Here is a 23760-nt window from a genome sequence, read left to right as displayed (position 1 = left end):
AGAGAGGTAAAATCTTGTGTAAGTTTTTACCTCCTCACCGGCAGCAGCCAAAAGGGCTCGTTTGCAGGTGACCACAAGTCATTCATGCCTGCAATTTGAGCTCCTTTTATTACCTATGCTTTTAGTGGTTTGTACTGCTAAATTAGCTTTCGAACACTACTCAGCTTGAAAGCATGAGAAGCCCAGCACTTACACTTTAAACTGTTGTACCAGTTTTAATAAGTTATTCCCTAGTATTGCCATTTCGTTACTTGCTGTTGATGTTTGCTCAGTTGCAGCTGATGATTGCTCTGTCACTTGTTTAATATTAACAACGTTGCGGCTGATCTCATCTGCGACCACGGCTTGTTGTTCAGCGGCTGAGGCTATTTGCGCGTTCATATCATTAATTGCGCTGCTGTAGTCATTGATTGTTCGCAGGGTTTCACCTGTTTTACTCACTTTTTCAACAACTAAGTCTGTTTGTTGTTGGCTTTTGGTCATTACCTCAATGGCGGTTAATATTCCGGATTGAAACTTATCGATCATTTGTTCTATGTTGGTGGCCGACTCTTTAGTTCGTTGTGCTAAGGTTCTTACTTCATCAGCAACTACTGCAAAACCTCGGCCTTGCTCACCCGCTCTTGCGGCTTCAATGGCGGCATTTAATGCCAATAAGTTTGTTTGTTCAGATACGCCTTTAATAACATCTAATATGGTACTTATATTTTCGCTGTCGGCTTGTAGCTTTTCAATTGCAGAGGCGGATTGATTAATTTCTTTAGTAAGGTTATCAACCGCGTGAACTGTTTCGCTCACCATGCTTTCACCGGCTTTAGCATTATTATTTGAATCACTTGCTGAACTTGCTGCATTTTCTGCGCTATTTGCAACGTCTTGAATTGTTGCATTCATTTGCGTCATAGCGGTGGCAACTTGTTGCGTTTCATCATGCAGCTTTTTAACTGCTGCACTTGTGGTGTTACTAACTATTGAAAGCTCTTCGGAAGTTGATGCAACCTGAGTGGTTTCAGATGCCACTGAGGTTATTGTGGTGCGAATTTTAGCAACAAATTTATTAAATGCGCGGGCAACGTCGCCGGTTTCATCTTTTGATGAATCGTCGACTGTTACGGTTAAATCACCTTCGCCATCGGCAATATCGTTCATTCTATGTGAAAGGCGATTAAGTGCGCCGGTAATTCTCGAAGAGATAAAAATGGCAATAACAATACCTGCGATTAAGCCTACAAGGGTAATGACAAGCATTAAGCTATATGCAGAGGAGTGCCGTGCTTGAGCTTCTAACTCGTCATTTGCCATATCTTGTTCGATTGCATTTACTAAATTAGCCATTTGAGAAATGGCTAAATCGTTTAGCCTCCTGCCTTCATTTTTAGATAGGGCTATTGCTTTGTCGTTTAAATCAGCTCTTGCTAGATCACGAATTTGAAGATTTACCTCAATATATTCATCCCATGTCGCGGCAAATTCATCGAGTAAACGTTTGCCGTTGTCATTGACTAAATTGCGAAGAGTTGCACGTCGCTCTAGCATTTCATCTCGCGTTTGAGCTATGAAGTCGGCGTATTCATCCATGGCTGCTTTTGAGTCTGCCAAAATTATATTTTTTTCAGCTCGAGATACAGCTAAAGCGCCTTGATTGACTCTAGCTGCCAGTTTTACTTTTTCAGCTGAAACATTAATTATTTTACTCATCTGATCATTCATTATGGAAAGGTTATATATACCAATCCCAGCAGTAACAATTAGCATGATGATTATTAGGCTAAAACTCGCTAATAATTTTGCTTTAATTGAAGTGAAACCAATTTGATTTAAATTTGAGATCATTTTAAATTCCTTTTGGCAGTCCATTTATCGACTTGTATCTTTGAAAAATAACAGGTTCGTTGTAGCACTACTAATTAATAAACTGTAGAACAAAAATTTAATAAATAAAGGTTGGTTTTTAATCAGGTTAATTGTGTTATTTTTGATAGGCGAGAGAGTTATGAACTTTATTTATTATAATTCCCCGACTTTAATGATTAATATTTTATAAATTAAAGTGTGATTTTTTGGGTTGTTTTTTTATTAAATAGTTAGGTTTTCAAGACTACTTTTTAAATTATCACCGCTTAGGGCTAAACAGTGATAATTGAGAATGAAAAGTCAGCCAGCGAGTAAGGAATTGAGCTGACTTGACTGTATTTAACGTTTACTCTGCCGCATGGGGTAAAACAAATGAGAGTGTGGCTAAATGCTCGGTTTTATCAAATACATTTAAATTCGTGCTTTTTTCGTCGTAGATTGCGGCTATTACGTTTAAGCCTTGGTTACGCAATGGCAATGTGACCAAGCCGTCATCATTACTAACTATTGCTTCTTGATCTGGATCGTTTACTAAATCATTGATTACTTTAGCACCTTGAACAGCTTTACTATTGAAAGTTATGCGGTAACTAACCATAGCTCCTTTTTGATCTGAAAATTCTTCGCCTACAGGAAGAATTTGCAATTGCTGATTTTTAAGCGCAGGTATTTGGGCAAGCGGGCCACGTAAATGTACTGCGTACTTTTTAGTATGTTCGCTTAATAGTGCACTGGGGATTGCATCTCGACCTTTAGCAAACCATTCACCTTCCTTTGTTTTACTCCACAACCCATTATCGAGCATGCCAGTAACCGCATAAACGGTTTTATCATTTAGCAGCATCATAGGCCCTGACTCAACAAGCTTTACGTTTTGTTGTTGCCAGTTTTTGTTATAGCCAGTAATGCTTTTAATTTTATTTTGTCGTTTTACGGTATCTAAATCTTGTGCGCCTTCGCCATATATAAAGGCTAACTGTGATGAGCGCTCTGCAAACCATATTGCATGAGCCTGTGTTTGTTCGCTGTATACGCTTGATATTGAAGTGACTAATGCCATGCAGGCGAAAGGTAATATTTTCATTTTTTCTCTAAATTTTAGGAGGTATTTATTTTTCGATGTTGAATACGTTTAATTCAAAAAGAAAAAACAGCCTCTAATAACTTTGTAAAATTTGTTGCTGTAGGGTAGCTCTTTTTATTCTATTTGCAATATTATTGCAAATAACAATAATTACCATTTGTATTTCATGTTTATTTAATCGGCCTTACTAAAAAATTTTAGTAAAAACTTAACCGATTAAGCTTGCATGATATCTAAGAGATAGAATGAACTTAATAAATCGATACCAAATATCTGCCATATCAATTGCTATAAGTACCATTTTAGCGCCTTCTGTATACGCAGCTTCAGCGTCAGCTAACATAGAGAAAATAGCGGTTACGGGTGTTAGACAAGCTTTTCGTGGCGATGTGCCCTTAAGCGAGCAACCACAAAGTATTGAGTTTATATCAGCAGAAAGCCTCGATGACGCAGGAGTGACTACACTCACCGATATATTTGATCTAACGCCGAGTATTTCTGAACAAAATGATTTTGGTGGATTGTGGGAAAGCTTTGCAATACGTGGCTTAGTAGGCGATGAGAATATTCCTTCAGGCTTTTTAATTAATGGTTTTTCATCGGGTCGAAGTTTTAGCGGTACCCGCGATACCAGTAATATTGATTATGTAGAAGTGATGAAAGGGCCTGGCTCTGCTCTTTATGGTCGCTCTGAGCCTGGCGGTACTATTAATATCATCACTAAAAAGCCACAGTTTGAAGAACAAGGCTCTTTGAAAGTATCTGCAGGGAGCTGGCAGAGTTATCGCGCTGAAGGTGACTACACTAATGCTATTACCAATGAACTCGCTTTTAGAGTAAATGGTGCAATTGAAGACGGTGAGGGTTTTAGAGACTACCACGAAAATAAAAAAACGGTGATCACACCTTCAATTCTTTGGTTAATATCCGACACAACAAAATTAAATTATGAACTAGAGTATGTTGATCAGAGTGTGACGTTTGACCGTGGCATTGTTGCCCTAGACGGGAAGATAGACGCATTACCTATTGAAACGTTTTTAGGTGAGCCAAGCGATAAACCAACAGAGGTTGATGCGATTTCTCATCAACTGACTTTTGAGCATCAAATAGGGCAATGGTCACTTTTAAATGGGCTTAGCTATAGCGATTCTAAATTTATAAGCGAATCGAGTGATGCTGAACTCGCCCCTAGCAGGCAGGTTTATTTTACTGACGGCGAAACTTTAAGTCGGCAACATAACGAGCGTGATTTTCAAACTAAAAATATTTCAGCCCGCACCGAGCTAAGTGGTAGTGTTACTGCTGCTGGGTTTACCCATCATTTATTAATAGGTGCCGATGCCAGCAAGTTTGATTTTGATAAACTTTGGTATAGATATCGCCCTACGCTTGAAGATACGCGCTATGCCATTAATATGTATAACCCCGTGTATGGGCAAACAGCACCCGAAGGTTCACTTTTATTTAACAGCACTGAAGTACAGCACAGCTATGGGATTTATATTCAAGATCAAATCGACGTCACTGAGCAGTGGAAAGTACAAGTGGGCGGTCGTTATGATTGGTTTGATCAGCAAATAGATAATCATATTAATCAAAGTCAGTCTAAAAGCAATCAGAGTACATTTAGCCCACGAGTAGGCTTAGTGTATGCTTACTCAGACGATATACAGTATTACAGCAGTTACTCTGAAGGTTTTAGGCCAAACAGTGGTTACGATATAAATGGTGATGCATTTGAGCCAGAATCAACAACCTCTATTGAAGCGGGTGTTAAATTTAGCACCGATACCCTAAGTGGTAGCTTTACTGTATTTAGCGCCGAAAAAAGCAATATGTTGACCACAGATTTGCAAGCAGGCGTATCGACGGCGTTAGGTGAGGTAACTAGCGAAGGCGTTGAGTTTGATTTACACGGTTATATTACAGAGCGCACCTCATTTGATTTGGCCTATACCTACACCGATGCAAAAACAGCAAACGAAACGGTTAATACAGATTGGTGGGTAAAATTACCAAAAGGTAGCCCTTTACTCAATATTCCTAAACACAGTGCAAATGCACGTATTAAAAGAGAATTGAATGATTTAATCGATTTAAATGCAAGCGTTGGTATAGCTGTTCAGTATGAGGGGGAACGCTTAGGTGAAACCATAGACCCTACGTATTACTTACCTTCGTATACACTGGTGAACCTGTTCGCAACTTACAACGTTAATGAAGATGTGATTGTACAACTGAACATTAATAACGTACTGGATAAAGAATATTACTCAAATTCTTACTCTGCAATTTGGACTCAACCAGGTGAGCCAGTCAATTATAAACTGAGCTTAAAATATAACTTTTAACTTACCCTTGGGGCAGGCTTAAAGGTGCTTGCCCCATCACCTTACTCAGGCTGTGCTTCTGTTCCAAGTAAAGCGTCAATGTAGGCGAGTTCTTCGCTAAAAATACCACTGAAAAATGCATTCTGTTCAATTACTAAGGCGTCATTAGGTTGAGCTTTGTAGCTTTGCTGGCATCTGATAATTTCACGGGTTAACCACGAGCACTCATTGCTTGCAGTGTTTATAGCTGTTTTTAAAAAAGAGGGCCATTTGATTTTTTGTAAATTAAAGCGATAGAGCATTACAGCTATACGCCCATAGGCTTGTTGCTTTTGTGATGGTGGGTTACCACTTGTTACTATCTTACTGTTTAACAGCTTACTGCTAAACAGTGCTTGTTGCAGCGCGACTTGCTGTGGCTTACTTAAAAAAGTCGTTGTCATAATGCGTGAGTAGCCTTGGTTGCAATAGAAAATAGCATTTAATATTAAAGGCTAAGCAAGGCGTTTTACGACTCAAGCAGCACCGAAAAAATGCAGCAACAGTGATAACAAAGTTGGCCTGACTCTTTACTGAATTATCAAAATACAATTGTAATTGGTTAGATAGTTTTGAAGTATATTAGCATCAATATTTTAATATTAAGGCAGCCAATAACTGAATTAGGTAATTGACTAAGTAATTATAATTAAATAGGTTTTTAAAGGAATAAAGATGTTTTTATCATTTTTTAAAAATCTTTTATATTGTCATATCTAATAATTTACTAGGTCAAATCTATCACTCATCCGCAGAGACAGATGTTATTACTTAAGGTGTTTTATCATTTGAGTTATCAATCTGCGCTAGGTGTTACTGAGGAATAAGAGTTATTTACTTTGCCAAGTTGTGGCGTTATGCAGTAAGTCTTTTAAAGAAACTATGCCCAGATAAAGGGAGTAAATTTTCATTATCTAAACTTACATGTGCAAAAGCAGAACGCTATTTTAAACAAGAAAAAAGCTGAGTAGCATCTTGCGTTCAAACCTTTCTTAACCCTCAATACAGACAAAGTTCTCACTAAATCTATCATTGTAAAAATACAGTAATAATGAAAATCAGAACAAGCTGATTGCTTAGTAATTTAATAAAATGATGCTCTGAGGAAAGCTTACATTTGTTGTGTAATTTTTATAGTTTGTATTGGTGAAATATTTTCATTTCTTTCTTAATTATTGATTTTAAAAATATTTATAGGTGGTCTTTTTTTTGCTTGGTTATTGTTTTTTAACCCTATAAAAATATAGCAATCAAAAAATTATTTAAGGAAGAAAAGTTATGGCAGAGTCATTTAAGTATGCAAATAATAAAGGACATGCAGGAGAGCTTCATCAAAAAGCTAATAAAGACCATCCCGTAATGACAACCGCACAAGGTTGCCCTATCAGTGACAATCAAAATTCATTAAAAGCAGGTCAACGCGGACCAGGACTATTGGAAGATCATGTGTTACGAGAAAAGTTGTTTCACTTTGATCACGAGCGAATTCCTGAGCGAGTTGTTCACGCAAGAGGGTATGGAGCACATGGTTACTTTGAAACGTATGATGCTTTAGATGATTTGACTTCTGCTGATATTTTTCAACGTAAAGGTGAAAAAACACCTGTTTTTGCACGCTTTTCAACAGTGGCGGGTAATCAGGGCTCGCCTGATTTAGCACGTGATGTGCGAGGTTTTGCCGTTAAGTTTTATACGCAGGAAGGTAATTGGGATCTGGTAGGTAATAATATCCCAGTTTTTTTCATTCAAGACGCGATGAAGTTTCCCGATCTTATACATAGCGCAAAAGCAGAACCAGATCGTGGTTTCCCACAAGCGCAAACAGCACACGATAATTTTTGGGATTTTGTAAGTTTGTCGCCAGAATCCATGCACATGGTTATGTGGGCAATGTCAGATAGAGCTATCCCGCGCTCATTAAGGTTTATGGAAGGGTTTGGCGTTCATACTTTTAAGTTTATTAATGCACAAGGTGAAGAAAAATTTGTTAAGTTCCACTGGAAACCTAAAGGCGGTATGCAGTCAGTGGTTTGGAATGAGGCATTGAAATTAAATGGCGCTGATCCTGATTTTCATCGTCGTGATATGTGGGAATCAATTAATAATGGTGACTATCCGGAATGGGAGCTGGGCATTCAAGTATTTGATCAAAAATTTGCTGAAGAGTTCGAGTTCGATGTTTTTGATGCCACTAAACTGATACCCGAAGAGCAAGTACCAGTTAAAGTTATTGGTAAAATGGTACTCAATCGAGTCGTAGACAACTTCTTCGCAGAAACCGAACAGGTTGCATTTTGTACTCAAAATATAGTGCCTGGGCTTGATTTTACTCCCGATCCTTTATTGCAAGGCCGTAATTTTTCTTACCTAGATACACAAACCAAACGCCTAGGTGGGCCTAATTTCACACAAATTCCTATTAATGCACCAAAATGCCCGATGAGACATTTTCTTCAAGATGGCCACATGGCAATGCAGAACCCCAAAGGCCGGGTTAATTACGAACCTAATTCATTCAGCGGGGGTGAAAACAACCCGCGAGAGTGCCCTGTACACGGATTCAAAAGCTCAGAATCTGAAACTGACGGGGGTAAATTACGCTATCGCTCAGAAACATTTAGTGATCACTATAGCCAAGCGCGCCAATTCTATTTAAGTCAAACTGACATTGAGCAAACGCATATTCAAGATGCTTTGATTTTTGAGTTATCTAAAGTAGAGCATTTACGTATCAGAGAACGCGTGGTTTCTCATCTGTTAAACATTGATAACAAGCTTGCTGAGCAAGTTGCATTGGGTTTAGGTTTACAAACTATGCCAGATGCCGCAGAAGCTGCGCTTGATACCCGTCAAGATTTACCAGTATCTGATGCGCTAAGTATTTTAAAAAATGCGCCCAATACATTTAAAGGCAGGAAGCTTGGTATATTAGTAAGTGATGGTTTTGATGCAGAAACCTTTAATTTATTAACACAAAGCCTTAAAGAGGAAGGTGCAAGTCATGAAGTTATTGCGGCTCAAGTTGGTGGTGCTAAAAATAGTAATGGCGAGATTGTTGAGGCCGATCAAGTGATTAATGGCGGTCCTTCGGTGCTTTACGACGCAATAGTTCTGCTTACCACTAATGAAGGCGCTAAAAAGTTTGCTGAAATACCGGAGGCGAAAGATTTTGTCAGTGATGCTTATGCACATATGAAGTATATCGGCTTTAGTGATAAAGCAACTCCTTTAATCGAGGCTACGGGTTTAAATGGACAGCTTGATGATGGCTGGTTGGATTTAAATAAAATTTCCGCAAGTGAGTTTGTCTCAAAAATTCGTAATCTTAGGTATTGGAGCCGATAAATCGCATAAATTGGGGCTAGTGAGAACTAGCCCTTGTTATTGATGGCACCGTTTGATTTGAGGATTACAAAAATTTAAAGGAATAAAATGAAACTAATTTATGTCGATGATAACTTGCCGGGTATTACTCGAAAGAGGCATGAAAACCAATGGGTTTATTATGATCCTGCAGGAAAGAAAATACATGATAAAGATGAAATAGAGCGGTTAGACAGTCTCGCTTTTCCCCCCGCATACAAAGATGTATGGTTATGCCCAGAAGAAAATGGGCATATTTTAGCTACTGGCTACGACAACAAAGACCGCAAGCAATACTTTTATCATCCCGAGTTTAGGGAGCAGCAAGAGCTTAAAAAGTTTGAAGCATGTGTTTTATTTGGAAATAAACTGCCTTTGTTAAGAGCAAAACTATCGGAATATTTGCGAGGTAATGAACTTGATTGCCAGCGCACAATTGCAGCCGTTGTACGTTTAATGGACCTTGGAGCTCTGCGCGTTGGTTCTAAAAAAAATGCCAAACATAACAATAGTTTTGGTGCTACGACATTACGTAGCCGGCATGCAAAACTAACGGGTAAAAATATTCGCTTAAAGTATAAAGCAAAATCCGGTAAGCAAAGAGAAGTGAATATAACAGATAAAGTGCTTAGCTCTATCATACAGCAGTTGCAAGATTTGCCTGGGCAGAGCTTATTCCAATATATCGATGAAGGCGAGTGTTGTGATGTTACCTCCAAAGAAGTGAATGAGTTTATTCAAAGTGTTATGGGTGAGCAGTTTAGTGCAAAACATTTTAGAACATGGCGGGCCAGTGTTTTGGCATTTGAAGTCTTACATAAATCAAACGGCCAGCTTTCGCTTAAAGATATGTTAGATAGCGTTTCAAGTAATTTAGGGAATACCCCAGCAATAGCTCGTAATTCATATATTCATCCAAAGTTGATTGAGCTGTGTAAAGGAGGTAAGGAAGCTCTAAAGGACTTTAATAACTTAGACAAACTACCCCGTAAGACTAAGTACCTAAGTCGCTATGAGCGTGGGTTGTTGATATTTTTAGAAGAGCAAAGCTAATAACGTTAATCTCTTTGTAATTCTACTCATATTTCAATCGCTTGAGTTATACCTATGTGTGTGAACTTTTTACAACTTCTAGCAACTTTTACTTTAAAACGTAGAGTTCTACTTTGCTTTTTTTATTTATCTTTCTGATTTTAAAGGATTAAAACTTTGGTTTGAATGTTGCTAATTACTAAGCGTACTTTCTTAAACAAATAAAGGAGTTATTATGAGTACTGTTATTACTGGGTTATTCGATAATGCATCACAAGCAACATTAGCCATTTATAGATTAGAAGCTTTAGGTGTAAGTGAGGCGGATATAAGCATTGTTGCTAACGACTCGTATACAAAGGAAGACTTTGCTGTAGATGAAGGTACCAAAGCTTCAGAGGGCGGTTTGCTGGGCGCTGCATCTGGTGGCGTGTTAGCGGCAATTATTGGTGGTTTTACCGCTGTTGGTGCAGTCGCTTCGGGTGGTGCAGGCTTATTAGTCGCAGGTCCTTTGGTTTCAGCACTTGCAGCTGGTGGCGCCGGTGCTGCCGTTGGTGGGACTCTCGGTGCAGCAATCGGCGCATTTATTCCAGAACATGAAATTAAGTATTATGAAGACGCAATTGAGAAGGGTTCAATACTCGTCGGTGTTAAATATAACAGCGATAACAAAAATAGTATTGAAGAAATTCTTGATAATGCTGGTGCAAGCAAGGTTTCAAAAGCGTAATATTTCAGGATGCACTATAAGTATCTAAAAAGTATAAAGGTGGAACTGCGTTCCATCTTTTTACGCGTTTGATTTTTAAAACTACCTGAGCTTAGTATATTAATCTATATGGGAACCAATGAATTATTTAGCCCACCTTTATTTAGCAAAGCCTACGGCTGATTCTCATTTTGGCAACTTACTGGGAGATTTTGGTGGTCAACGACAGCTAACATACATACCGACAAGTGTTAAAAGTGCGCTAGATAACCATTATTTAGTGGATAAATTTACTGATGCACATCCTTTAGTTAAAGAAGCTAAACAGCTTTTTTCATCCAAGCGCAGGCGCTTTGCAGGCGTGGCTGTTGATGTGGTGTTTGATCATTTTCTGATTCAGCATTGGCAGCAGTTTAATAACCAATCACTGATTGATTTTAAGCAAACCAGTTATGCGCTTTTGGATAAGCGTATACCTGTAATGCCTACACGAATGCAACGTGTAGTAACCAGTATGACACAAAACGATTGGTTTAAAGAGTATGAAAGCGTTGATGGGGTTGGGCGGGCGCTTGATAATATTGCTAAACGGGTTCGCTTTACTAATAATTTTGCAGGCACCGCTGAAGATATAACCCGACATTATAGTGAGCTAGATGGACTGTTTTTAGCGTTTTTTCCTGAGCTAATTGAACACGTTAATAAGTTTAATCTGGAGAGCGCACCAAAGTAGAGTGCGCTTACAAAATAAGTGGTTTAGTCGTCTGGTCCTTTTATGGTAAATACTAAATGTTTACGCATATCTTTTAAAATTACGCCTTTTTTAAGCATTGCACCGCTTAAGCGCTTTTGCCATTTTAATAACTCAGGCTCTGCCGCAGTTAGTGCCTGTTGGTTTTCAAACTGAAAACACATTAGTAAAGAGCCCGGAAATAAATGATATTCCACATCAAACCAGCACTGCAGCATACCTGGAATTTCAGCACGGCCTTGCTCTTCTATTTTGTCAGCAACATTGAGGACGAGTGCTTGTTGTTTAACTTGCACAGCAGATAGTTTTTTCATGGGAGAAGATCCAATTTAGAGGCTAAGAATACAGCCGGAATAATGCATTATACCCAAGCTTTCAGGGTGATAACAATGTTAGCCATACTTTAAATTAGATGGCTCATAGTGAAGACTGATTGTGGTTAGTTTAGTAGTTCAATCGGTTTGAATACACTATTTATCAAGGGAAATTATGAATCATATAGTTGTTTTTTTAGTTATTATTTTTATGCTGTCAGGGTGCTCTGAAGAGCAAGTTCCTGAGCAAAAATTAAAACCTGTTTCTGCCATTGAGTTAAAAAAAACTAACTCGTTTGATAGTCGTATTTTGTCAGGTGTTATTCAACCTGCAGATACAACGACCTTAACATTTGAGGTTAGCGGAAAGGTTGAAGACGTTTTTTTTGATATTGGTGAAGCTTTTGATAAAGGTGAGCCCCTCGCCAAACTAGAACAAACAAAGTATTTATTGGCAGTGCAGGAGGCCAAAGGACAGGTCTCTAATGCAAAGGCTACGATGCTAAATGTTAAGCAGGATTTTGAACGTAAAGCGTCACTGGTTGATGATGGTGCGGTGTCTGGCGCGCAATACGATGCTGCAAAGTCTCAATATGAGAGCGCCAAGGATAAAGTCGATATTGCTCAAGTGCGATTAGCGATGGCAAAAGAAAAGTTAAAAGATACTACATTGATCGCGCCCTATGCTGGGACTATCTCAAAACGTAATATTGAACCTTCGCAACAAGTTAGCCCTAATATCTCGGCACTTTTAATCCAAGGTAAAGAAAGTTTTGAAGTCTCAGCGCTTGCGCCTGAAGGGCTTCTCTCCTCGTTAACTATTGATAAACCGGCAAAGGTAACTATTTCAGCTTTAGATAAATCGTTGAATGCTAAAATTAAAGAAATTGGCTCAGCTGCTCAAGGAGCGAATGCTTTTCCTATTATTTTAAAAATCTCAGCTAATGATATCGCAGGTATCAGAACGGGTATGAGTGCAGAAGTGCAATTTAAACAACAGCAGGGAGAAAGCGATGGTTTTATGGTGCCTGTAAGTGCAATCATGGCAAAAGAAAATAACCAACACTTTGTTTTTAAACTGATAACAACAGCGCAAGCTGACTCACAACAAGCTGGCTACGTTTTACAAAAAACAACAGTGGATGTAATGAAATTTTTTGCGCAAAAAGCGCAAATTAAAGGAGATTTAAAAGAGGGGGAACAAATTGTTAACGCGGGAATGGCTTTTTTACACGATGGGCAAAAAGTAACGCTTATCGAAGGCGAAATTAAGCGACTTAACCCATAACCCGTGACGGAGATTTAAAACAATGAAGATCCCTACTATTTCAGAGCTTGCTCTTGATCATAATCGCCTTATGTTAGCTATTGTTTTTGGCCTTATGTTATTTGGCGCCTTTAGTTATTATCAACTACCAAAGCAAGAAGACCCTAAAATAAAAATTCGCGAAGCTGTTGTCACAACAGCTTATCCGGGGATGAGCGCGAAAAAAGTAGAGTTGTTGATCACTAAAACACTCGAAGAAGCTATTCGTGAAATGCCCAGTATTGCCGAAATTCGCTCAGTATCTATTCCTGGTCGTTCTATTATTCACGCTGAGCTTAAGCAAAGTGTTGAGCAAAGTGAGTTTGATCAACAATGGGATAAACTGCGCGATCAAATAAACGCAGTGCGTGATGACTTACCCAATGGGACATTGCCTTATGTAGTAAACGATGATTTTGGTGATGTTGCCGTATTAACAGTGGCACTTATTGCTGATCCTGCCTACAGTATGGGCGATCGCCAAGATGTGGCGCAACACATTGCTGATATGCTGCATCAAGTTGAGGGCACTAAAAAAATTGATATTTTGGGCATTCAACAAGAGCGTATTTTTATTGAAATTGAAAATGCTAAGCTCGCTCAACTGGGTATTGCACCTGAACAATTAATTGCCGCTTTGAAAAACCAAAATATTATACGCCCTAGTGGGGTTATTGACGCCAATGGCAAAAACTTTATTATTCAACCTTCAGGAAATTACCAAAACCTTGCCGATATTAGAAATACACTTATCAGTGTGCCTAACCAGCCTGAAACAATATTGTTGCGCGATATTGCTAAAATAAGCCGTAAAGTGGTCGATCCCCCATCAAGAACAAGTTATTACAATAATCGCCAAGCCATTATTTTTGCCATATCTAAGGATGAACAAGCGGATGTGCTTAAGTTCACTCCTAAAATAGAAGCGATGACAGCTCAAATTAACCAAACTATTCCTGCAGGCTATCAATTAAAAAATATTACGCGCCAAGCCGATGTGGTTGAAGATGCAGTATTTGGTGTGACTTTTAGTGTTTTGCAAACCATCGTTATAGTATCAATTGTGGTAGTGATGTTTTTAGGCTTACGCACTGGTCTGATTGTGGGCTCGATTGTGCCAGCAGCGATTTTAATCACGCTTTCAGTTATGAACTTTATGGGTATTCCATTAGAGCGTATGTCGCTAGCTACTTTAATTATTGCGCTTGGTCTTTTGGTTGATGATGGCATAATAATGGCTGAAGATTTTAAAAAGCGTATCGAAGATGGCGAAACGCGTGATACAGCTGTACGTAATACCTCCGGCACTCTTGCGATACCGTCTTTAACTTCATCATTAACAACTATTCTTGTGTTTTTACCTCTTATGTTGGCACAAAGTAGTGCCGGTGAATATACGCGCTCGATCTCCTTGGTGGTGCTAATTGCATTACTTACTTCTTGGGCGCTAAGCCTGACATTTACTACTTATTTATGTCATCGCTTTGTTAAAAAAGAAACGAGGCAAAAGCAAAATATTGTTCGACGTAAAATTAATCGCTTTTTTGATAGCCTCACCCCGGTTTACGAAAAAGCATTACGACAAATTATGCGTGCGCGTATTGCGTTTGTTGTTGTTATTTTAGGACTATTTTTGGCAGGGGGCTGGGCTATGAGTCTAGTGCCTGCAAAGTTTTTTCCAGATTCTGACCGAGCACAAATTTTAGTGTACCTTGATATGCCAGCGGGTACTTCAATGCGTAAAACTGACGCAGCGGTGCAGGCTATTTCAAAAAAATTGGATGATAAAGAACACTTTCCACATATTGAAAAATATGCGGCCTATGCTGGATTTGGTGGTCCTCGGTTTGTTTTATCACTTACACCTATCGACCCCGAACCTTCAAAAGCATTTTTTATGATTGATGTAGGTGAACGAAAGTTCGCCGATCCTACATTAAAGAGAGTGCGAGAGATGTTTGCTCAAGATTTCCCTGGTGTGATGGGGCGTGTTACGAAAATGTTCTTAGGGCCATCTGATTCTTCACTAATAGAGATTCAAGTTAAAGGTCCTGATAGTGATTATATTTATTCTGTTAGCGATGAAATTAAAACTTTGTTGCGAAATGTAGATGGCACGTTTGATATTAAAAGCGATTGGGAAAACCGCATTACGACACTTAAACTTGAGGTTAATCAGCAAAATGCTCGTCGTGCCGGAATTAGCTCAAATGATGTTGCCCAAGCGTTAGAAACCTATTTTTCTGGACGCATAATATCCGAGTTTCGTGAAGGTGATGATATATTCCCTATTGTATTAAGGGCACAAGACAGGGAGCGTTACGATTTAGATCGGATCAATAGTGTAAGTATTTATTCTTCTGCTAGAGGCGTCAGTGTTCCTTTAATGCAAGTGGCCGAGATTCGCTATGAAACGCAGTTTGCCCGCATTGCGCGTGAAAATTTATTTCGTACCGTAACGGTACAAGCTAAAAATCAAATTATGTCGGCGCAAAGTATGGTGCCCTTACTTGAAGAGAAGCTTGCTAAAATAAAAGAAAAATTACCACCTGGATATAAAATTGAATACGACGGGGTGATTGGAGACTCCGCGGAATCGCAAGCTGCTATTTTAGCTAATTTACCGCTGTGTATTGCCATTATGGTGTTTATTATTATTGCGCAGTTTCGCTCTTACCGTGCAACCAGTATTGTATTTTTAACCGTACCCCTAATTATTATTGGTGCTGCTTTTGGTTTGTTGGTTATGCAAGCAAACTTTGGGTTTATGGTTATTTTAGGTTTATATGCGCTTGCCGGTATTATCATTAATAATGCGGTGATTTTAATAGACCGAATAAATATTGAACGTAAACAGATAGAGTACTCAGAGCAACAAACCGCAGAGCAGTCTAATCAACAAAACTTTGAGGCGGTAATCAATGCTTCTTTAAGGCGTTTACGCCCTATTTTGATGTCTACTTGCACAACGATAATAGGCTTAATGCCACTTATTTTATCTAAAGATGTTTTGTTTTATGGTCAAGCAAGTACTATTGCGTTTGGTCTTGCAATGGGAACAATTTTAACATTAGGATTTGTTCCTGTTGTGTATACGTTTTTCTTTAAAATAAAGCCAGTTAAATCAGATAAACATCAAACCCAGCGTGAGTCAGAGCAGGCTTAATATGAAGGGCAGATAATAAGTTTTATCCCTATTTAGTGGCAATTTTAGCCTCTAAATAGGCCTGTTTTACTCATGCTTTATTTGTTTAGATAAAAACAAGTTAGTAACGTCTGCGACTTTGATTAACGACTCTTTATCAGCATGGCTCCAAGTTACCTTTGAGCCTACACTTTCACAACAAATAACACCTAATGGTTTGCTATCAAGTATATAGATGTAATCAAGTAAAGAATAAATATTGAGCGGCTCAAAGTAAGAGTGAGAGAATGGCTTGGTTACTTCGTTATTTCTGGCGTCGGAGGCGTCGAGTACTTGATTGGTTAAAATATAGTTGAAATAAGCAGGGGAGTTTTCTGTGTATAGAACAGTTCCATTTGAAACAACATCATTTTCATCAAGGCAAGCTAAGCAATTTAATGCACTGTAATCTTTATTAAATAACCACAGACTGACTCGATTAGCATTGGGAATAAGCGCTTTTAACTCTTTGCATATTTGCTTTAGTTTCCTGTTACTAGAAACATTAGGATCGCTAATTTTTACTGCTAAGTTTTTTAAGTTGAGGTTTTTAGGATTATAAACATTGAGTAAGCTATTGAGCTTAGCTTTATCAAACGGTTTAGTTAAGTAGCCATCCATACCAATACCTAAATAATGCTCAATGTCTTGTTTTAGGGTATTTGCTGTCATAGCTATAATTGGAACTGTTTTACCTGCAGGGAGTGCTCTAATAGCCTGTGTGGCTTTTATGCCATCCATTTCAGGCATTTGTATATCCATGAAAATTAAGTCTACCGAGTGCTCTTTGAAGTACTTAACACATTCTTTACCATCCTCTGCGATAATTAAATTAGCATTATGTGCTTTGAGCATTTTAACGATAATAAGCTGATTTATTTTATTATCTTCGGCAATTAATACAGTACAACCTTTCAGGTTTGTTATATCAGAGCCCTGCTTTGCTACTGATGGTAATAAAGCAAGCTCAAAGCTTTGCTCATAGGTAAATGTGGAGCCCTTACCTATTTTGCTGGTAAAGCTAAGCTTCCCCTGCATTAATTCACTTAAGCGAGCACAAATTGATAAGCCTAAACCTGTACCCCCATATTCTCTTGAAGTTGATGAGTCTGCCTGATGAAACTCTTTAAATAAATGTTCTTGAACAGTCTCATTAATGCCAAGGCCTGTATCAATAACTTCAAATTTGAGTAATTGTGTTTGCAATGTACTGCTTTTAATACTTACTTTGAGTTCGACTTGGCCAGTTTTGGTAAATTTAATCGCATTTGAGCATAGGTTATTTAAAATTTGCGAAACCCGAAGAGGATCGCCTTTTAAATTCTCTGCTATTTTAGGATCTACCGACTTAATAAGTTTTATACCTTTAGCAGACGCTTGCTGTAACTGGGGTTTTATTACATCGCTAATAACGTCATTAAGATTGAAGTTGATATGTTCAATCTCTAATTTACCAGCCTCAATTTTAGAAAAGTCTAAAATATCGTTTACAATATTTGATAAGTAATGTGCTGACTTTAATATACTTTTTAAGGTGTTATCTTTTTCCTCTGTTGTGCCTTCTGATATGGCAAACTCAGCTAAATTTAAAATCCCATGTAATGGGGTTCTCAACTCATGAGTCATATTTGCTAAAAATTTACTTTTTGTGTTGTTGGCTGTATCAGCTTCTTCTTTTAACTTTTCTAGTTCTTTATTGTGTGCTTTTTGTTTTTCTAATGCCATCACTAGCTTTTTATTATTAAGTCTAAGCTCTAATTGCGCAATAACTTCTTTGCTCAAAACCGTGAGTGCATTTATCTGTTTGCTTGAGAGCTTTTTTGGCTTATCGCTAATAACACATAACGTACCAATAGCATTGCCTCTAGGAGTTATAAGAGGTGCACCTGCATAAAAGCGAATATTTGGGTCGTTTGTAACCAAGGGATTATCGTGAAAGCGGGTATCAGTAAGTGCATTTTGAACTTCGAACACTTGGTTTTCTAAAATTGCGTGAGAACAAAACGAGATATCCCGTGCGGTTTCGTCTACATCAATACCTTGCTTTGATTTAAACCATTGCCTGTCGGGAGCAACAAGACTTATTAGTGAGATTGGCGTTTCACAAATATCAGATGCAAGCAGGGTTAAGTCGTCAAAGGATTTCTCAGCTTCAGTGTCTAAAACGTCATACTCATATAGGTCTTTTAGCCGTGATAGTTCATCTTCAGGTGTTGACGCTTTTATCATTATGTAACCTTGTTTTTGATATGCCTAACAATGAGTAATTGAATAAAAATAATAATGGATGCGCGAGCGTAAAATGCAATTAAATTATTATGCTCAAGTAGTTAGCTTATATGACCTTAACAGTTTTTGCTAATTGATTTAAAACTGCTCAATCAACAATTCTATTACGGCCTTTCGTTTTTGCCTCGTATAAATAGTCATCAACATATTTTAAGCTGTTTTGTAAGCTGATAGAACCATCATGAGTAAGTAGCCCAATACTTACCGTAAAGCTAATATTAAAATTGCGATAGTAAACTTTATGTTCATTTACTGCGTGTTTTATTCGCTCAGCGGCTTGCTTGGCTTCTGCTTTGTTTGTGTTGGGCATAATAATTAAAAACTCTTCACCGCCCAGGCGAAATACAAAATCTTGCTTTCTGGTTAAAGCGCGTAATGTATTGGTAAGCTCTTTTAAGCTTAAATCGCCAGCTTCGTGACCATAGTTATCATTTATTGCTTTAAAATGGTCTATGTCGAGCATTAATAACGAAATATAGGTATTTTTATTCTGCGTTTTTAATAGCTCATCGCTGAGTGTTCTGTATAAAGTCCGTCTATTTAAACAGCCTGTAAGTGGGTCTATATTGGCTTGTTTTTCTAGCTCTTGATTAAGAGAAGAGAGCTCTTGAGTACGCGCCTGAATACGCTGCTCTAAACTGGTATTAAGCGCGATCAGTTTGTGTTCTATGTTTATTTCTTTGGTTACGTCGTTTTGAACAGCAAAATAATAAGCTACTTTTCCATCTCTAAAAATGGGTGATATGGCCAGTTCATTCCAATAAGGGTCGCCACTTTTTGTGTAGTTTAAAATTCGTGTAGTTATGGGGAGCCCTTTTTTAAGATGAATTTTGAGTTGCTCTATTGTGTTGGCATCAGTTTTTTCACCTTGTAAAATAGAGCCAAGCTTTTTACCTTCTACTTGATTCAGTGGGTAGCCTGTAATTCTTTCAAATGAGCCATTTACCCAAATAACACGCTTGTCTTTATCGGCAATCACCATTCCTACTGTGGTTTCTTTGAGTGCAGTAACTAAAAAGTCCCGCTCCAGAGCTATTTTTTCACTCCCTGATATGTCTTGAAAAATGCCATATAGCTTCGTGATTTCACCGTTTAAATCTCTCGATACATTGCCGCTTGATATTACAGTGCGCTCTTGTAGATCGTCGTCTACAACACGAAGCTTTATACAACTCCATTCTTGTCCGCATGCAAGAGCTTGCTCGACCGCATCTGTTATTTTGGATTTGTCATCTTCATGATAAAAATTTATTGCAGTATCTAGTTGAGGGGAATAGTTACTCGGTGAAACACCATGAATGGTATAAATTTCATCGGTCCAAAATAATTGGTTAGTTTTACAGTCGAGTTGCCAATAGCCTACCTTTAAAACTTCGCCGGCATTTTCTATGATGGTTTGTAATTCGTTATTGCTAATAACAGACGACACTTGGGCAAAGTGCTGGTTAAAAACTAAAACCATATGTTGGTGTTGGTTTTGCTGCACGCTGTGTAAGCAACAATTTAGTTTAATGGAGTAATCGGTTGCTAATGTTAGTTCAATATCAAATTGGTCTAACTCATTATGTTGCGATTTTAGTGCGAGAATTTGTTGTTGTAATAGAGCTTTGCTTTCAGTAGTACTACAGCCATAAAGGCTTTCAATGGTGGGTACTTTTTTAGCTGCAACATTTAGCTCTGACCACCTTGGAGAAAGATAACTAAGCTGATTATTATTATCAAATACCATTAAAAGAAAATTACACTTTTCTAGCAGCGCAATATTTATGTCTTTAATATCCATAAGCTCCCTACATATGAAAAGTATTACAACAATAAGGTTGAGTATAGACACCTTCTTTTATTTTTTTCAGTTCAAGACAGTCTTAATAGTGGTCAGAATTCTTACTAAAAGTGTATTTCAGGTTTGTTTTTATCACTTTCCTGATAAGGTATTGGTTGTATAACAATATTTTAACGTTATTTCGTTGTTGTTAACGCAGAACGAATCACTGGAGAGTTTAATGAGCATATTTCGATTGAGTGTTGTTACCTCGTTTTTTTTCGCTGCTAATCTCTGTGCTACTAGTGCACATGCAAATACTAAAGTAATTCATGCAGGAGAGTTATTGGCTATTCCCGGAGAAAAACCACAACAAAAACAAACTATAGTAATAGAAAATGGCAAAGTACTCTCGGTATCTGCGGGTTTTTTACCCATCACTCGTTTTGGCGATGATGCTCAGTTAATCGATTTATCGACCCGCTTTGTTATGCCAGGGCTTATGGATATGCATGTGCATTTACAAGGTGAGCTTGGGCCAAATAACAAAAAAGAGTTGGTGGAAATGTCTGATGCAGATGTAGCAATGCGCAGTGTGCATTTTGCTAACAAAACTCTTATGGCGGGCTTTACTACTGTGCGTGATGTGGGAAGTCAAAGCGAGCAAATGTATGCATTACGTAAAGGCGTAGAAAATGGCTGGGTTGATGGGCCGCGTATTATTGCTGGTGCTGGCGTTACTATTACTGGCGGACACTTAGATGTTGATGGTATGAGCCCTGATTTACTCACCATAAAAACACCGCCAACAGTGTGTGATGGTGCTATTGAATGCCGTAAAAAAACTCGCTATGCAATTAAATACGGGGCTGATTTAATTAAAGTTGCTTCTACCGGTGGCGTGCTTTCGGATACTACTACGGGCACAGGGCAGCAAATGCAAGACGATGAACTTAAAGCTGTAGTTGATACAGCGCATGGTTTAGGGCGAAAAGTAGCTAGTCATGCGCATGCCGCTCAAGGTATTAATGCAGCATTACGTGCGGGCGTTGATAGCATAGAGCACGGTAGTTACACCGATGATGAAGGCATTAAATTATTTAAAGAAACAGGGGCTTATTTAGTCCCTACTTTGCTTGCTGGGTACACCGTAGTTGGGTTAGCAAAAAACAGTGACTTTATGTCTGCGCCAATTAAAAGCAAAGCAATTAGGGTAGGGGGCGATATGCTCAACAATTTTACTAAGGCTTATAAGGCCGGGGTAAACATTGCATTTGGTACCGACAGTGGCGTATCTAAGCACGGCATTAACGCAAAAGAAGCGGTATTAATGCATCAAGCAGGTATGACACCTGCTGATATTTTAAAATCGGCAACCGTCAATGCTGCTGATTTAATTGATATGAGCCAGCGCTTGGGCACCATAGAGCCTGGTAAGTTTGCTGATATTATTGCTTTGGACACCAGCCCACTTAGCGATATTAGCGCTTTAATGGATGTCGATTTTGTAATGAAAGAAGGCACGATTTTTAAACACCAATAAATACCCTATTTATTTTATTAATAATGACGCAATAACGCTGGTAGGTCGTATTATAATTTTTATAAATGGCTGCTGGCGTTTTTTTGGTCATACCGCTTTTAAGGTTATAAAAGGAAGTCTTTTATTTTGAAGAGCTTAATAGTTTTATTTTTAGTTGTATGGCCTTTTTTGGTTAATGCCAACGCGCAGACAATTGAATTTCCTGATGTAAATAATAATGTGGCATACGCAAGTGTGGCTTCATTGGGATTTAACCCTGCGGATGAAAAAATAGCATATGGGGATAATGAATCGCAGTTCGCATTACTTTGGCGCGCAAAACAAATACAGCCGCAAAACCCGTTAGTTATTTTACTTCATGGTGGTTGTTGGCTAAGTGCATACGATATTAAACATACCTACGCGTTAAGTACGGGGCTTGCACAAGCTGGTTTTAACGTATGGTCTTTAGAGTATAGAAGAAGCGGCGCAAGCGGTGGTGGCTGGCCTACAACGTTTAATGATGTAAAAGCCGGAATTTTAGCGGTAAGTAAATATAATAATGGCGAGTTTAAATTAGCTGACTCGGTTGCGGTAGGACACTCCGCTGGTGGGCATTTAGCTCTGCTTGCTGGTGGTGAAATTGATCAGCTCAAAGGGGTTATTGGCTTAGCCCCTATTACTGATATAAAAGCGTATGCACGCGGTAATAACAGCTGTCAAAAAGTGACAAAGGATTTTATGCAAGGTATGCCAACTGATAAACCCAAGGCTTACACGCAAGCTAACCCGAGCGAGCAGTCGCTTCATCCGCAGAGTATTATTTTACAAGGTGATCAAGATACCATCGTGCCTGCTTTTAATTTAGAGCAGCTTAAACGACCTGTGGTTATGCTAGATGGTGTGGGGCATTTTGATTGGATCCACCCAGGTTCTGAGGCATTTAAGACACTAATACAAAATTTGAATGAGAAGTAATAATGATTTTTAATGAGATTGTAGCGCTTGATAAAGCCGATCCGCTGGCTAATAAACGTGATGAATTTGATTTACCCGCAGACACTATTTATCTTGATGGTAACTCATTAGGGGCTTTGCCTAAAGCCGTAAAATCGCGCGTAGCTGAGGTGGTAAGTCAGCAATGGGGTAGCCATTTAATTAGAAGTTGGAATGATCACCAATGGATTGATTTACCAACTCAGGTAGGAGAGAAAATAGCGCCGATTATTGGCGCATCAAAAGGCCAAGTGATTTGTTGTGACTCGATTTCAGTTAACTTATTTAAACTGTTAAGTAGTGCATTATCGTTAAACCCTGAGCGAAATGTGGTGTTATCCACCGAGGATAACTTTCCTACTGACTTATACATGGTACAGGGGCTAAGTGAGCTATTAGGCCCCGACTTATGTCAGCTTAAATTAGTGGCAGAGCAAAGTATTGAGCAAAACCTTAATGATTCAGTGGCTGTGTTGCTATTAACGCAGGTCAACTTTAGAACCGGTCAGTTGCTGGATATGCAAAAGCTTACCCAGTTAGCCCACGAGAAAGGCATTTTGGTGATATGGGATCTAGCCCATAGTGCGGGAGCTTTACCGGTTGAACTTGATAACTGTAATGCTGATTTTGCCGTTGGCTGTGGCTATAAATACTTAAACGGTGGCCCAGGCTCACCTGCATTTTTATATGTGGCTAAACGCCACCAAGCTGCTGTAAAGCAACCCTTATCAGGTTGGATGGGTCATGCCAAACCATTTGCTTTTGATGCAATATATCAAGGTGCTGATACTATAAATCAGTATTTATGCGGTACACCCAGTGTGATTGCGATGAGTGCTTTAGATGCTGCGCTTGATGTATGGCAAGACGTAGACATTTCTCAAGTAAGAGAAAAGTCGATTGCACTTGCTGACGTATTTATTAAATTAGTACAAACACATTCATGCTTAAGTGATTTACGCTTATGTTCTACTGAGGATTCGAGCCAAAGAGGCAGCCAACTAGCATTTTCACATACCGATGCGTTTGCTATATGCCAAGCGTTAATTGAAAAAGGGGTAATTGCAGATTTTCGTGCGCCTAATATTTTACGTTTTGGTTTTACACCTCTTTACACCTCGTTTGAAGAGATTTGGCAGGCAGCAACTATTTTAGCTGAGGTAGTTAAAAGCCAGCTATATACCCAGCCACGTTTTAATTTAGCGGGTAAAGTGACGTAACT

The 23760-nt window shown here is 38.6% G+C and carries 16 protein-coding genes; 10 read left to right on the top strand and 6 right to left on the bottom strand.

Going from position 1 to position 23760, the window contains the following annotated elements; translation table 11 throughout:
* Positions 1–189: 189 nt before the first annotated feature.
* Positions 190–1833: a methyl-accepting chemotaxis protein gene (locus tag MTF66_RS14785; RefSeq protein ID WP_171043261.1), complete on the bottom strand. Its 1644-nt coding sequence runs from the start codon at positions 1831–1833 to the stop codon at positions 190–192.
* A gap of 367 nt (positions 1834–2200) precedes the next feature.
* Positions 2201–2938 carry a DUF4198 domain-containing protein gene (locus MTF66_RS14780; RefSeq protein WP_138622277.1) on the bottom strand — a complete coding sequence of 246 codons (738 nt, stop codon included), beginning with the start codon at positions 2936–2938 and terminating at the stop codon, positions 2201–2203.
* 245 nt (positions 2939–3183) lie between these two features.
* Here MTF66_RS14780 and MTF66_RS14775 point away from each other — a divergent pair, with 245 nt between their 5' ends.
* Complete coding sequence (locus MTF66_RS14775; RefSeq protein ID WP_138622279.1) at positions 3184–5292, top strand: TonB-dependent siderophore receptor; 2109 nt, start codon at positions 3184–3186, stop codon at positions 5290–5292.
* 41 nt (positions 5293–5333) lie between these two features.
* On the opposite strand, the gene MTF66_RS14770 is transcribed toward MTF66_RS14775, so the two are convergent.
* Positions 5334–5714 carry a hypothetical protein gene (locus MTF66_RS14770; RefSeq protein WP_138622281.1) on the bottom strand — a complete coding sequence of 127 codons (381 nt, stop codon included), beginning with the start codon at positions 5712–5714 and terminating at the stop codon, positions 5334–5336.
* A gap of 874 nt (positions 5715–6588) precedes the next feature.
* Here MTF66_RS14770 and MTF66_RS14765 point away from each other — a divergent pair.
* The 4 genes from MTF66_RS14765 to MTF66_RS14750 all read left to right on the top strand — a co-directional run bounded on the left by MTF66_RS14765 (position 6589) and on the right by MTF66_RS14750 (position 11147).
* The gene (locus MTF66_RS14765; protein WP_138622283.1) at positions 6589–8655 is read left to right on the top strand and encodes a catalase; all 2067 of its coding nucleotides are present in this window, start codon (positions 6589–6591) and stop codon (positions 8653–8655) included.
* Between the two features lie 87 nt (positions 8656–8742).
* Complete coding sequence (locus tag MTF66_RS14760) at positions 8743–9726, top strand: DNA topoisomerase IB (RefSeq protein ID WP_138622285.1); 984 nt, start codon at positions 8743–8745, stop codon at positions 9724–9726.
* A gap of 214 nt (positions 9727–9940) precedes the next feature.
* A complete protein-coding gene (locus MTF66_RS14755) occupies positions 9941–10435 on the top strand; it encodes a general stress protein (RefSeq protein ID WP_010390780.1) in 495 nt (164 codons plus the stop codon).
* A 118-nt stretch (positions 10436–10553) separates the two neighbouring features.
* Entirely contained in the window at positions 10554–11147 is a 594-nt protein-coding gene (locus tag MTF66_RS14750; protein WP_138622287.1) for an ACP phosphodiesterase, read from the top strand.
* A gap of 23 nt (positions 11148–11170) precedes the next feature.
* On the opposite strand, the gene MTF66_RS14745 is transcribed toward MTF66_RS14750, so the two are convergent.
* On the bottom strand, positions 11171–11479 hold the full coding sequence (locus MTF66_RS14745) for a hypothetical protein (RefSeq protein WP_138622289.1): 309 nt from the start codon (positions 11477–11479) through the stop codon (positions 11171–11173).
* A 175-nt stretch (positions 11480–11654) separates the two neighbouring features.
* On the opposite strand from MTF66_RS14745, the gene MTF66_RS14740 reads away from it, so the two are divergent.
* Together MTF66_RS14740 and MTF66_RS14735 are read left to right on the top strand one after the other, a co-directional pair.
* Positions 11655–12767 carry an efflux RND transporter periplasmic adaptor subunit gene (locus MTF66_RS14740; protein ID WP_138622291.1) on the top strand — a complete coding sequence of 371 codons (1113 nt, stop codon included), beginning with the start codon at positions 11655–11657 and terminating at the stop codon, positions 12765–12767.
* Between the two features lie 22 nt (positions 12768–12789).
* Positions 12790–15951 carry an efflux RND transporter permease subunit gene (locus tag MTF66_RS14735; protein ID WP_248527578.1) on the top strand — a complete coding sequence of 1054 codons (3162 nt, stop codon included), beginning with the start codon at positions 12790–12792 and terminating at the stop codon, positions 15949–15951.
* A gap of 66 nt (positions 15952–16017) precedes the next feature.
* Here MTF66_RS14735 and MTF66_RS14730 read toward each other — a convergent pair whose 3' ends face one another.
* Together MTF66_RS14730 and MTF66_RS14725 are read right to left on the bottom strand one after the other, a co-directional pair.
* Positions 16018–18198: a response regulator gene (locus MTF66_RS14730; RefSeq protein ID WP_138622295.1), complete on the bottom strand. Its 2181-nt coding sequence runs from the start codon at positions 18196–18198 to the stop codon at positions 16018–16020.
* Positions 18199–18346: 148 nt separating this feature from the next.
* Complete coding sequence (locus MTF66_RS14725) at positions 18347–20041, bottom strand: sensor domain-containing diguanylate cyclase (protein ID WP_138622297.1); 1695 nt, start codon at positions 20039–20041, stop codon at positions 18347–18349.
* Between the two features lie 220 nt (positions 20042–20261).
* On the opposite strand from MTF66_RS14725, the gene MTF66_RS14720 reads away from it, so the two are divergent.
* From MTF66_RS14720 to kynU, 3 genes are all read left to right on the top strand, one after another.
* Positions 20262–21563, top strand: a complete 1302-nt coding sequence (locus MTF66_RS14720) for an amidohydrolase family protein (RefSeq protein ID WP_138622298.1) — start codon at positions 20262–20264, stop codon at positions 21561–21563.
* 126 nt (positions 21564–21689) lie between these two features.
* Positions 21690–22520, top strand: a complete 831-nt coding sequence (locus tag MTF66_RS14715) for an alpha/beta hydrolase (protein WP_138622300.1) — start codon at positions 21690–21692, stop codon at positions 22518–22520.
* Between the two features lie 2 nt (positions 22521–22522).
* Entirely contained in the window at positions 22523–23758 is a 1236-nt protein-coding gene (gene kynU, locus MTF66_RS14710) for a kynureninase (RefSeq protein ID WP_138622302.1), read from the top strand.
* Positions 23759–23760 lie beyond the last annotated feature (2 nt).

The organism is Pseudoalteromonas sp. 2CM39R (assembly GCF_023161845.1).
The sequence above is the reverse complement of the archived record's forward strand: the minus strand, read 5'-3'. Positions and strand labels throughout refer to the sequence as shown.

Bases quoted from the DNA above. Each gene is read 5' to 3' on its own strand.
- MTF66_RS14735 (WP_248527578.1), top strand. From the start codon at position 12,790: ATGAAGATCCCTACTATTTCAGAGCTTGCTCTTGATCATAATCGCCTT.
- MTF66_RS14720 (WP_138622298.1), top strand. From the start codon at position 20,262: ATGAGCATATTTCGATTGAGTGTTGTTACCTCGTTTTTTTTCGCTGCT.
- kynU (WP_138622302.1), top strand. From the start codon at position 22,523: ATGATTTTTAATGAGATTGTAGCGCTTGATAAAGCCGATCCGCTGGCT.
- MTF66_RS14725 (WP_138622297.1), bottom strand. From the start codon at position 20,041: ATGGATATTAAAGACATAAATATTGCGCTGCTAGAAAAGTGTAATTTT.
- MTF66_RS14755 (WP_010390780.1), top strand. From the start codon at position 9,941: ATGAGTACTGTTATTACTGGGTTATTCGATAATGCATCACAAGCAACA.
- MTF66_RS14750 (WP_138622287.1), top strand. From the start codon at position 10,554: ATGAATTATTTAGCCCACCTTTATTTAGCAAAGCCTACGGCTGATTCT.
- MTF66_RS14770 (WP_138622281.1), bottom strand. From the start codon at position 5,714: ATGACAACGACTTTTTTAAGTAAGCCACAGCAAGTCGCGCTGCAACAA.
- MTF66_RS14745 (WP_138622289.1), bottom strand. From the start codon at position 11,479: ATGAAAAAACTATCTGCTGTGCAAGTTAAACAACAAGCACTCGTCCTC.
- MTF66_RS14785 (WP_171043261.1), bottom strand. From the start codon at position 1,833: ATGATCTCAAATTTAAATCAAATTGGTTTCACTTCAATTAAAGCAAAA.
- MTF66_RS14765 (WP_138622283.1), top strand. From the start codon at position 6,589: ATGGCAGAGTCATTTAAGTATGCAAATAATAAAGGACATGCAGGAGAG.
- MTF66_RS14730 (WP_138622295.1), bottom strand. From the start codon at position 18,198: ATGATAAAAGCGTCAACACCTGAAGATGAACTATCACGGCTAAAAGAC.
- MTF66_RS14740 (WP_138622291.1), top strand. From the start codon at position 11,655: ATGAATCATATAGTTGTTTTTTTAGTTATTATTTTTATGCTGTCAGGG.
- MTF66_RS14775 (WP_138622279.1), top strand. From the start codon at position 3,184: ATGAACTTAATAAATCGATACCAAATATCTGCCATATCAATTGCTATA.
- MTF66_RS14780 (WP_138622277.1), bottom strand. From the start codon at position 2,938: ATGAAAATATTACCTTTCGCCTGCATGGCATTAGTCACTTCAATATCA.
- MTF66_RS14760 (WP_138622285.1), top strand. From the start codon at position 8,743: ATGAAACTAATTTATGTCGATGATAACTTGCCGGGTATTACTCGAAAG.